General features: G+C 69.3%; 11 protein-coding genes. 1 reads left to right on the top strand and 10 read right to left on the bottom strand.

Annotation, left to right across the window (positions count from 1 at the left end):
- A partial coding sequence (locus VFU06_05420; GenBank protein HEU5208834.1) for an XrtA system polysaccharide deacetylase occupies positions 1-840 on the top strand: 840 nt, incomplete at its 5' end.
- 126 nt (positions 841-966) lie between these two features.
- On the opposite strand, the gene VFU06_05425 is transcribed toward VFU06_05420, so the two are convergent.
- From VFU06_05425 to VFU06_05470, 10 genes are all read right to left on the bottom strand, one after another.
- Positions 967-2460, bottom strand: coding sequence for an ATP-binding protein (locus VFU06_05425; GenBank protein HEU5208835.1), 1494 nt, complete (start codon positions 2458-2460; stop codon positions 967-969).
- Between the two features lie 196 nt (positions 2461-2656).
- Positions 2657-3457 carry an ABC transporter permease gene (locus VFU06_05430; protein HEU5208836.1) on the bottom strand — a complete coding sequence of 267 codons (801 nt, stop codon included), beginning with the start codon at positions 3455-3457 and terminating at the stop codon, positions 2657-2659.
- Positions 3454-4491, bottom strand: coding sequence for an ABC transporter ATP-binding protein (locus VFU06_05435; protein ID HEU5208837.1), 1038 nt, complete (start codon positions 4489-4491; stop codon positions 3454-3456). The genes VFU06_05430 and VFU06_05435 overlap by 4 nt, the downstream gene beginning before the upstream one ends.
- A 1-nt stretch (position 4492) precedes the next feature.
- Positions 4493-5455 (bottom strand): hypothetical protein, encoded by a 963-nt coding sequence (locus VFU06_05440; protein ID HEU5208838.1) that lies wholly within the window; start codon positions 5453-5455, stop codon positions 4493-4495.
- A 162-nt stretch (positions 5456-5617) separates the two neighbouring features.
- Positions 5618-5755 carry a lasso RiPP family leader peptide-containing protein gene (locus tag VFU06_05445; GenBank protein ID HEU5208839.1) on the bottom strand — a complete coding sequence of 46 codons (138 nt, stop codon included), beginning with the start codon at positions 5753-5755 and terminating at the stop codon, positions 5618-5620.
- Positions 5756-5975: 220 nt separating this feature from the next.
- A complete protein-coding gene (locus tag VFU06_05450) occupies positions 5976-7850 on the bottom strand; it encodes an asparagine synthase-related protein (GenBank protein HEU5208840.1) in 1875 nt (624 codons plus the stop codon).
- Between the two features lie 33 nt (positions 7851-7883).
- A complete protein-coding gene (locus tag VFU06_05455; protein HEU5208841.1) occupies positions 7884-9110 on the bottom strand; it encodes a VanZ family protein in 1227 nt (408 codons plus the stop codon).
- Positions 9107-10633 (bottom strand): OB-fold nucleic acid binding domain-containing protein, encoded by a 1527-nt coding sequence (locus VFU06_05460; GenBank protein HEU5208842.1) that lies wholly within the window; start codon positions 10631-10633, stop codon positions 9107-9109. The genes VFU06_05455 and VFU06_05460 overlap by 4 nt, the downstream gene beginning before the upstream one ends.
- 6 nt (positions 10634-10639) lie before the next feature.
- The gene (locus VFU06_05465; GenBank protein HEU5208843.1) at positions 10640-13546 is read right to left on the bottom strand and encodes a carboxypeptidase regulatory-like domain-containing protein; all 2907 of its coding nucleotides are present in this window, start codon (positions 13544-13546) and stop codon (positions 10640-10642) included.
- Positions 13547-13581: 35 nt separating this feature from the next.
- On the bottom strand, positions 13582-14168 hold a 587-nt coding region (locus VFU06_05470), incomplete at its 5' end, for a hypothetical protein (GenBank protein ID HEU5208844.1).

Below are 14168 nucleotides of genomic sequence, written 5' to 3' on the forward strand. Positions count from 1 at the left end.
CAGCTCTATCATCACTTCACCGTGGACGTGGAAGAGTACTTCCAGGTCTCGGCGCTGGAGCCGCACGTCCCGCGTTCGGCGTGGGAGTCGATCGAGAGCCGCATCGATGTGGGGATGGACCGCCTTCTGGGGCTGCTGGACCGCCATGAAGCGCGCGGCACGTTCTTCGTGCTGGGCTGGGTGGCCGAGCGCCGGCCGGACCTGGTGCGCCGCATCGTCGACCAGGGCCACGAGCTCGCGTCGCACGGCTGGGATCACGCGCGCGTGACGACGATCGGCCCCGAGGAGTTCCGCGAATCGGTGCGTCGCAGCAGGGACGTGCTGGAGCAGATCGGCGGCGTCGAGGTCACCGGCTTCCGCGCGCCGAGCTTCTCCATCGTGCCGGGGCTCGAGTGGGCGCTGAACATCCTGGTCGAAGAGGGCTACACGTACGACTCCAGCCTCTTCCCCGTCGCGCGCCGCGGCTACGGCTATCCGACCGGCGGCCGCGATCCCTACTGGATCGACTGCGAGGCTGGCACGCTGATCGAGGTGCCCCCTGCGACGCTGCGCCGCTTCGGCATGAACCTGCCCGCCGCGGGCGGCGGCTACCTGCGCATGCTGCCCCTCGGTCTCACGCGCGCCGCGGTCGTCAGCGCGGAGCGTCGCAACGCGCCGGCAACGCTCTACATCCATCCGTGGGAGCTGGACCCCGCGCAGCCGCGGCTCGATGTGCCATGGACCACGAAGATCCGCCACTACAGCGGCCTCGCGCACACGGAAGCGCGGCTGGACCAGCTGCTGCGCGCATACACGTATCGGCCCATCGCGTACACGATCGGGCAGATGGTGCATCCCTAGAAGAGCTTGCGGTCTCCCCAGGGCCCGCTCGGAAGGGCGCGACGCTGTGTCGGTCGCGCCCTTCGTATTACGCAGACGATGCTATCCGTAGACCGACGCACAGAATATCCGCGACCCGATGACAGGTCATTCACCTTCATAGAGCCGGGCAAGGTCAATGATCTCCAGGTCGTCACGGTCTTCGGCAGCCCTCACGACAGCCTGGTCGAAGTGTTGCCCGAAAAGCAGCAGCCTGGCTGAGGCAGCGACGGGCCCAAGAGCGCCCCGGGCTTCCTCGAGTCGCACGACGTGTTGAAGCGAGAGGCGTTCACCCACCTTCGCTTCGCCGATCGCCGTCACCGTACGATCACTCGGTGTCTCGGCATCGTCGGCGGCAACGACAACGTCGAGCTCCCTTTGTTCGTTTGCTCCGGTGTCGTCGTTCCGTACGGTCAGGGTTGTGGGACCGACGTGGACAGGTGGTCCCCCTACGGTTTCGCGGCTGGCGAAATGCAGCGCCCAGGACCGGGCCATCGACTCGAAACAGGGTCCTAGAACCCGTGAACGGAAAGTCTGAGTCAGCTCCGCCCACAAAGCGCCGATGTCCGCACCGTGGCGCCGCAGTCGCGCCTGGTGACGGCGGATGATCGCATAGTGGAAGCGGATCAACGGATCGGCCGGCTGATAGGTCGGACGATTCTCCCGTATCGGATCCTGAACTTCCGCAAGAAAATCTGCGGAAACGAGCGCGGAGACCACGCTTGCCAGGGACCCGCCCGGGATCTTCACGTAGTTCGTGAGCGAACTCCACGCATGGTTGCCGAGCGCGACCCCCGCAAGTGTCGAATGATAAAGGTTTGGCTTGCGAGCCCTGGACATGGTGGGGTCTTCGCCGAACAGCAGCTCCACCTCTCCAAACAGGGGAGCAGACGGCGACAGGACGCGACGCGAGACCCAACGGTTGAAGTCCTCGGGATCGGCGGGCAAATCGTGCCCGACCATTTCTCTCGCATAGGCCGCGACCCCACCGATGACAGCGTAAGTGAGAATCGCTGTCTCGAGATCTTCTATCCCATGTAGCAGCCGCGCCGTGCGAAAGTCGAACGGCTGCATTCTCAGGTCCAGGGCCGCTCTCCCTCGGAGGGGTGCGGTTCCCGTCAGCAGTTGTCCCATGACACTCATGGCCGACCCGCACAGAATCAACCGCGTCTGCGTATCGCGCCGGGTGCCCGCCCGCGGTGCGTACGCGCGCTGTATGAGGGAGTCCAGGCCAGGAGTGTGTTCCAGCATATAGGGAAACTCATCGAGTACGACGAGCGTTTCCCCACGGCGCCCAAGTTCCATCAAGGCACCGACTGCATCGCCCCAGGAATCAAAGGAAAGAGGAGCAATGGAGCCGGAATGAGCCCCGAGCTGATCGCCAAGGTCGTGCAGCGATTCCCCGCTCGACCCACGTACAGCATGGTAGTAGAAACCGTTTGTTTGTTCTGCCAGGGCCTGAAGCATGAAGGATTTTCCGATCCGCCGCCGGCCCCAGACCAGACCCAGGCTTGCCCCGTCCTCACCGCTCGTGGCGAACTCTGCCAGCTGTCGCCATTCGGCCTCACGACCGATCATGTCCTCGAGCGGATGAATCGCCATTATCTAACTCAATCATAATTGAGTAAACTGTACTTGACCAAGATAGCCTGCGGTTCTGTCGTGCCGCAAGATGGTCAAACACAGTTCACTAAATTATAATTGACCATGTGTGGAGCCGACAGGATCGTGGCCTGGCTTCCTCAGGCTTTCTCCAGGCCGGGGGCGCCCGGAGCACCTCCTGGCGCCGGTCCCCTCCTCAGTACTGCGCCAGCGTACCCGTCCGCTTCGCGTACCGCAGGCTCCACGAGAAGACCACCATGCTGATGGCCAGCAGCACGCCGCCGATCACGGCGAGCACCGCGACGTCACCGGCCACCGCACCCAGCGTTTGCCCGGAAAGCAGCACACGCCGCAGCGCACGCAGCCCGTACGTCGTCGGCATCAGTGCGGCCAGTGGCCGCACCACCTCGGGAATCACGGTGGTCGAGTAGTAGACGCCGCCGAGCAGTGTGAAGGCGCCGAGCAGTGCCGGCCCGATCGGGCCGGTCGTGCGGAATACCAGTGTACCGGACGCCAGCAGGATGCCGAACGGCAGGTGCGCCAGCACGAGCAGCGCAACGATCAGCGCGGCCAGCGGCACTCCCGTCCAGAACAGCGTGCCGCCGAACAGCGCGATGCCCGCGATCAACAGGGACGACCGGGTCACCGCCCAGAGAATCCCGTAGCCGGTGAGTCCCGCGAGCAGCTGCTGCAGCGACGTCGGCGTGGAGAACAGCGACTCAAGCGTTCCGGACGTGATGCCGCCGGCGATGGCCTGTGGCAATCCGCGCACGCTGATGCCGATCAGCTGCATCGCCGCGAGACCGATCACCAGGAAGCCGAAGTACGCGCCGCCTTCGCCCGCGATCGATTCGGCGACCACCGGCTGCAGCGAGCTGCTTACCAGGTAAACCGGAACCAGCATCGCCAGGAGGCCGCCGAGCGAGAACACGACGTTCATCCGGTAGCTCGTGAACGTCAGCCAGTGGATGCGGATCAGCGCGATGATGCTCTTCATGCCGGCTCCATCTCGCGGCGCCCACGCTCCGCCCGCACCCGCTCGAGCAGGTCGGCGAGTGACAGGTCGTCGCGCGTGAAGCGGGAGACAGTGATGCCCGCACGCACGATCGCGTGCAGCAGCTCCGCCGCGCCCGCTTCGTCGGTCGGCACTTCGATCCTGACACGCTGCCACGCCTCGTCGCCGTTCAGCGTGACATCGTCCACACCGACGATCGCTGCGCCCGCCGCATTCACGCACGCTTCCAGCGCGGGATGATGCCCCTGCGTCGTCCAGATCGAGCAGCTCCGCACGCGCGACGACGACAGCAGCTGCTCCGTGTGACCGACCGCGAGCACGCGCCCCTGGTCCAGCACGACGACCCCGTCGCACAATTCCGCGACCTCCTGGTGATCGTGCGTCGCGAGCAGGATCGTCGTGCCGTGCACGCGGCGAACCTGCTCACGCAGGAACTGTCGGAACTCCCGCGCCGAGATCGGATCGAGACTGCGCGTCGGCTCATCGAGCAGCAGCACGTCCGGCCGGCCGAGCAGTGCACGCGCGATCAGCAGCCGCTGCTTCATGCCCGACGAGAACAGCCCGACCTGCTTGCGCCCCGCGTCCTGCAGCCCCACCTGCTCCAGCACCTCGCCGATGCGCGTGCGCGCTTCCGCGCGCGGCAGCCTGTACAGATCCGCATACAACCGGAGGTTCTCCTCCGCCGACACGCGCCAGTACAGGCTGCGCTCCGCCGCCAGCACCGGGATCAGCACCCGTCGCACTTCGTCCGGCTGCCGCACGACGTCGAAGCCGCTGATGCTGGCGCTGCCCTCGTCGGGCAGGATCAGTGTCGCGAGGATCTTGAACAGCGTGGACTTGCCGGCGCCGTTCTGCCCGAGCACACCGAAGCACTCGCCGCGCGCGACCGAAAGGTCCACACCGTGCAGTGCGATGCGCATGTCGCGCGCGGCCGGGCGACGCAGTGCGTCCTTCCAGCCGCGCTGGACGGCGAACCGCTTGCCGAGCGACGTGACGCGAACGACAGGCTCACTCATGTCAGCCGGCCGGAACGCGCAACGGGATCGAGCCGCCGTGCCACGTGAGGATCTGATCGACGACTTCGTCGAGGCGATCGATGTCCCGGGCAACGGCGAGCTCGTAGACCGGGACCGCCGCGGCAATCGACGCTGCGCCCCTGAGCAGTGCGCCGGCGAACCGGCCGCCGAGCATTGCACCGATCTTCGCCTGCGACACCAGCCCCATCACTGCAGGCGATCCCGCCAGCCGCCGCCTCCGGACCGGCGCGACGTCCGCCTGCGCACGCGCCGGCGTCACCAGGTAGATCGCCGCCACGGGAGCGCGGCCCGACAGCACTCGACCGGCATCCAGCGGAGGCAGTGCAATCTTGCCGTCCCGCCCCGCACGCACGTCCTCGCCCTGCCCGCTCGTGCCATCCACGCCCGGCCGTAGCCGGATGCTCGGGATCCCCGGCAGTGCGAGGATCGGGGCGTGCGTCGTGAGTGGCAGCGCGTCGTCGGTCACGAAGCGCGCGCCCGCCTCGAGCAGCAGGCGAGCCAGCGTCGACTTGCCCGTGTGCTTGGGCGCGACGAAGCCGATCACGCCATCCGCGACCTGCACGCCGCTGCCGTGCAGCGTCATGATCCCGGCCACCTGCATCGCCATGGGGATCACCCGCCCGAGCAGGTGACTGCGGCCGAAGTCCCACCACGGCTCCGCGTTCGGCTGCCACAGGATCGTCCGGCAGCCGTTCACCAGGTCGAAGATGCCGGTGTCATCAACCGTGATGCGGTACCCGAGCACGTGCCGGTACAGTCGGGCGCTGACCGACCCGTATATCGCCTCCTCGCCCAGGAGCTCCATCCCGTCCCGGTCGGGCAGCGTGTCCGCGAGCTGGATGCTCCAGCGCACGGGGCCTGGTTCCGCCGGATGCAGCTCGGGGAACGGCATCGTCGAGTGCAGACGTTCGCCGTACACCGAGTAATGGAAGCTCCCGCTCATGCCGCGCGTCCCGACGGCGAGGAGTCAGTGCAGACGCGCTGTGAAAGGGGATGCGCCGGAGCCGAGCGCCTGGCTGGCTGCGTCAAAGTCTGTGCGGGATGTTGCGGGAGGTACTTCCAGGTGCAGGGCGGCGGGAATGCCCGCCCCGCACGTTCCGCTTCCTCAGGACGCCGTGGGCGTCTCGTGAAGGAGGAACTCGCGCCAGCCATCGGCCGCGAAATCGAGCGCCCATGCGAAGCCGCCGCCGCGAGTGATCTCGCGGAATGAGCCGAGCCGTTTGAGCGAGGGCTTCTGATACATCGAGACACCTCCGACAGCGTTCCCCTGGAAGCCCAGGGTGGGAAGGGCGGATGTCCGCCCGACCGGGGAGCAATTGCGCGCGTGCGCCGCGCGCAAGAACAGGACCGACCACCGTCGCTGGAAAGTCGTTGGCGCGCGTGACGATTCCCGCCCACCGAAAATGCCGGGGAACGGACTGTTGCGGGAGTATCGCAACGGACCGTCGCAGGGGAGGCACCCCTCAGCCCGGAGCGTTGCACCGCAGCCACGCCTCCACGAACAGGGTCAGGGACACGTCCGTGGAGGACCACCAGTGCGGCTCTGCCGTGCGCTCCCGGAACGTCCGGGCATCGATGATCCCCAGCTCGTCACTGATCCAGGCGTGCTCCGACAGGTCGTCGATCAGGCGGGCAGTGTCGCTGGCCCAGCGCGATTTCAGCACACCGAGCCCGCTGCCCGGCTTGAAGCCACCGGCCTCGGCTTCCCGCGTGCGCGCCGGCAGCAGCCCCTCCATGGAGCGGTGCAGCAGGACCTTGTAGCGGTTCGGCTGGATCAGCTCGTCGATGGGCCGAGACATCATGAACTCGACGAGCCGGCGATCGTAAAAGGGCATCCGCAGCTCCACCCCCTCGTCGCGATTCAGGTCGAAGGACGCGGCGCAGCCGCGCGGATGCGCCTGGTCCAGCAGCAGCCACGCACGCCGCTGCGCGCTCACGCTGCGGTAGTTGCCGAGGACCCGGTCGGCGTAGTCGTCGCGATCGGATGCAGTGATCCGGTCGAGATCGTCACTGCCGCGCACCCATTCCGACGGCGGCCGCTCGTACGGTCGTGTGCACAGGCGCCGCCGCAGCAGTGGCTCCACCAGGTCGAACACGCGCATCGGCAGCGCCGGTCGGAGCGCACCGTGCACGAACGACGTCCAGCCGCGTGCGCCGACCTGCCTGCGGAACGCGCGCAGCGCGAACAGCCGCCCGCTGCGCAGCAGGTCCGCCATCTGCCAGTATCCGGCGCCCATGACGTTGTCGCCGCCGTGGCCGTTCAGCAGCACGCGCACTCCACGCGATCGCGCCGTGCGTGCGAGCGCCCGGTTGTAGCCCTCGAAGACGTGCCCGTGGCAGTGCGAACGCATGCGCATGCGCGGTTCGAGGTCGTCGTACATCCCCAGGTCCGCGATCGGCACCCTGTGCACGGCCGAACCGAAGGAGTCCGCTACCTTCTCGACGTACCAGGACTCGTCACCGGAGTCGCCGGCCGGGAAGCGGAACGTCAGCAGCTCCGGCGCGATCGCTGGCTGCAGCGATGCCAGGATCGCGGTGGAATCCTGCCCGCCGCTCAGTGCGAGCGCGGTGTCGTCCGGGATTGCACGCTCGCGTGCGACGTCCTGCAGCAGCGTGCGCAGTGTATCCGCTGACTCGTCGCCACTCAGCGCCCGCCACCGGTCGGATCCTCGCGGCAGCCAGTACCGCCACGTCCTGGTCCCTTCGGCAGTGACGTGCAGGCAGTGACCCGCCGGCAGTTCCTGCACGCCGATCCACGCCGTGTGCGTGCCATTGCCGTAGCGCATGAGCAGCGAGCGCAGCACCCCCACCGGATCGAAGGCCGGCTCGCGCCCGCTCCAGTCGACCAGCGCATGCGGCGTGGATGCGACCGCGACGCCGGCATCACCCGTCGTGTGAAAGAGGCTGCGGCTGCCGAAGGGATCCCGCGCGCAGAACAGCGTACCGCTTGCCTCGTCGAGGACGCAGAAGGCGAAGTCGCCCTCGAGGTGATCCACGCACGAGGCGCCGTATGCCTCGTATGCAGCCGCGACCAGGTCGGCAGCGTCACGCGAGTGCGGCTCGACGCCCGCGCGGCCGAGCCGCTCGACCAGGTCGTCGACGAAGTACATCGTGGCGTCGCAGACGACGCGCAGGCTGCCGCGTTCGGCGATCAGCGTCGGCCCCGCGAATCCGGGGCGCGCTTCCCACTCGTCGCGCGCCACCGCGACCAGCCCGCGTGCGCTCCGCGCAGTGGACGAAAGATCGCTGCCGCGGTACCGCATGCGCCCGAGCAGCTCCTGGACGCCCGCGTCCAACATCCCCGCAGCTTCGCCGCACAGCGCGAGTATCGCGCTCATTGAAGGGGCTCGAGCAAGGCGAGCGTGCGCGCGTCAGGACGTCGCATGCGCGCGGGCTCGATCGAACCGTGCATGCTGACGCAGTGCGAGTTGCCCGCCCGCGTATCCCGCGCCAAGCCCCAGCACCGCCGCGGCCACCTGCCAGAACGGTGTGAGCGCAAACCCGAGCAGAACGGGTCCCGCCAGCAGTGCAGTCACCACGAGCACTCCCGCTGCGGCGAGCGGCACCCGCCCGTGCGCGACGAAGCCAGCCGGGAAGAACACCGCGAACAGCCACGCGACGCTCATGATCGTGCGCATGACGCGCCCCCACACGTCCGGGAACATCACCAGTGCCCACGTATCGCCGATCGTGTAGCCGTGCGTGCAGCGTGATCGGGCGTTCACCTGGACGCACACCTCAGCGCGATCGGCCCTGAACCCCAGGCTCGCCGTATCGCCCGGAGCGATCCCCTCGAGCATGGCGTACCCGCGCAGGTCGGGCTCGTCGAAGCGCAGCTCGCCCGCCCGCAGCCGCTGCCGGTACACGACGTTGTCGCGCTGCGCACCGAGCAGCACCACCTCGCGCTGCAGTCCGTCGTAGATGCTCACGATCGGCGCGAGCGACGGCGGCGCCTCGCCCGCAACGAAGCGGACGTTCCACTCCGGCTCCATCAGGAGGGCGCGGAACGCAGAATCCGGGTCGACGCGCATCGCGCCACGCAGCTCGACCGCACCGAGCCGCGACTCCAGCACCTCGCCCTGGTAGTGCGCCAGCCCGCCGAGATCGGCCGTCCATTGCATGAAGTACGTGATCGTCGGCGGCGCAGGAACCAGCAGCGACAACCCGCCGAGCAGCACTGCGATCGCCGTCAGCGCGAGTGCGAGCGATCGGCGCAGCGCGCCGTCCGCACGCGGCAGCCACCAGCCCAGCGTGCGGCCGAGCCACCAGCCCACGATCCCGCCCAGCGAGTTCGCGGCGAGGTCACCGACGTTGGAGTCGCGTCCGGCGATGACCTGCAGCTGCAGCAGCTCGATCGTGAGAGAGAACCCGAATGCGATTGCCGCCACGCGCAGCAGTGAAACGCGCCGCAGCGCCAGCCCGACCCCGAGCGGCGCGAACAGGATGATGTTGGAAATGAAGTCTGCCACGCCGCGCTGGTGGCAGATCAGGCACACCTGCGACGTCCCGCCGCCGCCGGCGCCCGGTACCGGCGTCAGCGTCGCCACCGAGATGGCGGCGACGCCGAGCATCGCCAGCCACAGTCCGACACGCTTCACTGTGCGGCGATTTCCTCCAGCGTCCGTGGCCGGAGCTGCCACACGCCGTTCGACACCGATACCAGCACGCCACTGGCGCGGACGACGTCGCCCACCGCGAAGTCCGTCGCCGAAAACCCCACGCGCGAGTCCAGCATGATCTGCAGCGCGCCGGAACCGTCATCCACCGTCAGCAGCCAGCCACCGCCGGTGTTCGCCACCGCACTCACGGTCCCGCCGACGGTGACGTGATCCGCGTCGCGCGCATCTCCGGTTGCGGCAGCCGCGGCCGCGGTCGAGACCGAGTCCGGCTGGTCGAGACCCACGTTCGACAGCAGCACGACGACCTGGCTCCCTTCGAGGATCGGCTGGCCGAAGCGGTTGCCCACCGTGCCGAGCACACGCACGCTGTCGCCCATGAGCAGCGGCGTGTTGGGAAGCTGCTGGACGCGGATCGCGCCCGTCGCGTCGTACACGTGCACGGCGCCGTCCGAGAACGTCGCGCGCCCGTTCAGCGCGTAGCCGTGGATGTATGCGGAGCGCCCCGGCTGCAGCGCCCGCACCTCCGCGATCGAGAGCGTCGGGAACGCGGCGCTCGCGTCCGCAGCGACACGCGGCTTGAGCTGCCACTTCCCGCCGCCATCCGGCACCAGCACACCCGTCGCGCGCAGGATCGCGCCCGGCACGAACGCGGCCGTGCTGCCGAAGTTGACGTTGTCGTCGAGCACCACGTCGAGCACGCCCGAGCCGTCGTTCACCACGATCACCAGGTCGCCGTTCTGCTGCGGCTGCGTGCCCACGATCTCCGCGCGGATGCGCGCCTGGCCGGCGTCGCGTGCACCGCCCTCTGCGGTCGCCGCGACGACAGTGGACAGCGAGTCCGCCGCGGGCACGCCCGCATTCGCTCGCACGATCCAGATGCCCGGCGCATCCACCGTCACCTGGCCGTCGCGACTCGCCACCGTCCCGATCGCGCGGATGCTGTCGCCGGCCGCGATTGCCGCGGTCACACCCGTCAGCCGGATCGCGCCGCTCGCGTCCCGCAGGTGAACTGTGGAGTCGCCAAAGGTGTTCGTGGCGTTCAAAGCAAGTCCGCTCACCGCGACACGTGCACCCGCCGTCGCCGCACGCGCGTCCTCGATCGCGATCGTGTTCTCTGCATAGCCGACACGGACCACGCGCAGCGCGGTATCCGCGAACGTCACCGTCACGGTGCTCGCATCGAGACCCTGCACGGCGACCGAATCACCCAGCATGCCGCGCGATGCGACCACGCGGTAGCTTCCCACGGGGATGCGCGTCAGCAGCACGGTGCCATCCGCGCCCGTCGTTCCCGCCGCGATCGTATCACCACCCTGCGTACGCACGACGGCCGTGCGCACGCCTGCAACGGCCGCGTCCGGTGCATTGCGGTCGCCGCTGCCGTCGCGGTCGAGGTACGCCTCCATCATCACCGACCCCGTGGAGTCGTCGATCGAGACGGGGCCGTTGTCACTGCATGCAGCAGCGAACAGTGCGAGTGCTGCCAGCGCCAGCTTGCGCATTCGAGTCTACCAGTTCAGCGAGAGACCGAGCCGCAGCGTCCGGCCGGACAGCGGCCACGCCCGCGGCTTGCCGAAATCGGGGTTTGCGACGAGCGGCACGCTGACGACGTCGCCGCTCACGTCCAGCTCTGCGTCGGGGTCCACCAGGTACAGCGCGCTGTCCGGCATGCGCCGCTCCGCGTCCAGCAGGTCGAACGCCTCGACCAGCACGGACGCCGACATGCCGCTCACCGTGAACAGCCGCAGCGCCGCGCTCGCATCCAGCGTGTGCACCGGGTCCGCGCGGCACGCGTTGCGTTCCGCGAAGTCGCCGCTCGCATCGGACAGGCACGACCACTGGCCGACCAGCTCGCTCATGCCCGGCACCGACGCATCCACGAAGACTGGATCGTTGTTGGCGATGCCGTCGGCGTTCGCATCGACACCGGCACGGAAGCCGGGCGTGAACGGCAGCCCCGACTGCACGCGGTACAGGGCGGACAGCGTGAGGCCGAACGGCGCACGGGCAACGGCGCCGATCACGCCGCGGTGCGGCACGTCGAAGTCGGAAGTGTCGTCGATCCACTCGTCGAAGCCCACCGGCATGGTGCGCGTCCAGCCGCCCGCGCGTGCGCCGAACCAGTCGTCCGTCGTGCGGCTGAACGTCCAGCGCGCGAACACGTCCAGTGCGTCACCCGCCTCGTGGTCCAGCGCCAGCGTCACACCCCAGTACTTCGATTCGCCGTCCGCGCTCAGCGCAGCGACCTCGTCGTACTCTGGGAAGCGACGGCCGCTGCCCGGCTCGGCGACCAGCAGCCCGCCCTGCTTCACCAGCGTGCCGAACAGCGCGCGGCCGTACTGGTCCTGCGCGACCGGGTCGTCCGTCAGGTTGAGATCCGTGCGGCGCGGCAGGTTGTCCGTGCGGCGCACCGTGCCGGAGAGCTGCACCGACGTGCCCGCGCCGAGCGTGCGCGTGATCGCGGCGGTCATCCGTGCACTGCGCGGCGGTGCGAAGTCGGGATCGAGCACCGTCAACCGCAGCGCGGTCGTGCCCCCCGCCGCGTCCGCCGGCGGCCAGGCGACGGCGCCGACCACCCGCCGCACGCGCGCCGTTCCGGCATCCGCCTGCCACGCGGCAATCAGCTCGGGGTCGTTGCGGCCGTCGTACACGCCGGTCGCCACTTCCACGCGCCACCCGCCGCCGCCCGGCGTCCACGTGAGCCCCGCGCGCGGGCTGATGCGGAGCGCCGGGTCGTCCGGTGTGTTGTTCGCGATGCCCGTGAGCCGCAGCCATTCCGTGTCCAGCGCCACGTCGTCGGACGGCAGCGTTTCCGCCTCCACGCGCGCACCGACCAGCAGCTCCAGCGCGGGCGACGGCCGCCACCGGTCCTGAACGAATCCGGTGATGCCGACCGTGCTCCAGTCCGCCTCGTTCGACACCGGCTCCGTCCGCACCAGCGCACCCGTGCCGCCCAGCAGCTCGTCGAGTCCGCCGAACAGGTACGTGCCGTCCGTGTCGTGCACGCCGGTGAAGTCGAAGCTGCTGACGCGCACGCCCAGCCCGAGCTTCACGTCGTGCGCGCCGAAGCGTGCACCGAATGCTTCCTGCACGCTGATCGCCGTCTGCGTCCGCTCGCCCGGAAACGGCGATCGCGAGGTCGCCAGCCCGCCGGGCACGAGCAGCAGCGGCGCGAATTCGAGCGAGTCGCGCTCCACCGAGCCGTGCGTGACGCCGAGCTGCGCGTGGTTCCACCAGCGCTGGTTCAGCATCGAAGAGAGCGAAACGGTGCCCAGCAGATCGAGAGCGTCGCTGCCCACGGAGCCGATGGTCCGACCGGCAACCGGATCCAGCGACGTCGCATTCACGATGACATTGCCGCCGACGTCGTGGCGTTCGCCGACCGGCAGGTCGAACGAGCCGAACGCGCGCACCGTGCTGCCTTCCTGCACCGTCGGTGACGCGTACGGCGCGAGCGCGCCATCGGGAGCCACGCCGGCCGCGATCAGCGCCTCCGCGTCCGGGCCCGCCCACGCAGCAGAGCGCGCACTGCCCAGCATGCGCGCGTCCGCACCCAGTGCGAACCCGCCGCGCCCCGCCGCCAGCGGCCCCATCACGCGCGCCTCGCCCTGCACGTCCGTCCAGCCCTGCTCCGGCTCGAGGGTCGCGCCCGGCAGCGCATCACCCGCAAACGTTCCGCGCGCGTCGACCGATGTGCGACGCGCACCGGTGCGCGCATGGGCACTCAGGATCCCGCCCGCCGCGCCGCCCCACTCCACGTCGACGGCATTGGTCGCGAGCTCCGCGGCGGCGATCGCGCCGAGCGGAACCGGTCCGGTCGCGCCGTCGCCTGACGACGGCCGCCATTCGACGCCGGCATAGCGCATGGTCGAAAGGCGGGACGGCAGCCCCTCCACGGCCAGGTCCTCACTGGCGAGCGACGACAGCCGCACCAGGTCGGCGAGGGTTCGGCCGGCGTGCGGCAGTGCGTCGATGCCGCTGGCGCCGATCCACTGCCTGCGTACCGAAGCTCGCTGGTCGCCGCTGCCGCTGTACGGCTCCAGGTCGACCTGCTGTGCCGGACCCGATACACTGCGCAGCCGGATCACTGCCGCGGGCGCGGCACTCGACCGCGCGGGCACTCCCGTGACACGCTTCGGTGCGTAACCGAGCAATTCGATCAGCAGGTCGTACTCGCCCGGTGCGACGAAGCGCAGTGTGAACAGCCCGTCCGCATCGCTGCGCGCTTCGTACTCGAGCCCGCTCGCCTGCGACGTCGCCACGATGCGCGCGTCGCGCAACGGGTCGCCCTGCTCGGTGATCACCTGCCCGTGGATCGAGCCGGCCGTGAGCACCTGCGCATGGGCTGCAGGTGCGAGAAGCAGGGCGCAGAGAAAGCTCAGCGCGGGAATGTGCCGGGCGCGGTGTCGCAGCATGCGTTCGTCGAGTTCGTTGGTCGGATCGGTGATTGTCAGCGCCCCGCAACGGCCGGTGTGCCTGCGCTGCCCTCGCGGCGCGTGGGCTCCCACACCGCGTTCATCTGGCCGCGCATCGCGTTGATCGTTGCGTGCAGCACGGCCACGTTGCCGGCGACCAGGAACGCGGGCATGCTGAACAGCCGCGGCGGCCGCTTCCCTTCGGGCCAGCGCCAGCCGATGAACGCGAGCGCGAAGACGAGCAGCGCCCCGGCGAGGCCGAGCTGGCCGAGCGGACTGGCGAAGGCGAGTGCGACGAGCCCGACCAGGCCGAGCACCGCGGCCCACGGCGCGAACCAGCGCGCGACCTTGTGCGAGCACAGCATCCAGGCGAACAGCCCGTGCCGCCGCGGATCCAGCAGGTGCCGCTTGAAGTGCAGCGTCTGCATGCCGCGCGTGATCGTGCGCACCTTCCGCCGATACTCGCTGTGCAGTGATGGCACACGCGGCACGAAGCACACGGCCTCGTTCACCGACACCGCCCGGTAGCCGCGCTCGTGCGTGACCAGTGCGGCGGCGAAATCGCGGCTCAGTCCTGCCGGCAGGTCGTGCTGGTGCAATTCGCGCCGGATCGCGTAGAAGC

It is taken from the genome of Longimicrobiales bacterium (assembly GCA_035764935.1).
GTDB lineage: Bacteria > Gemmatimonadota > Gemmatimonadetes > Longimicrobiales > RSA9 > DASTYK01.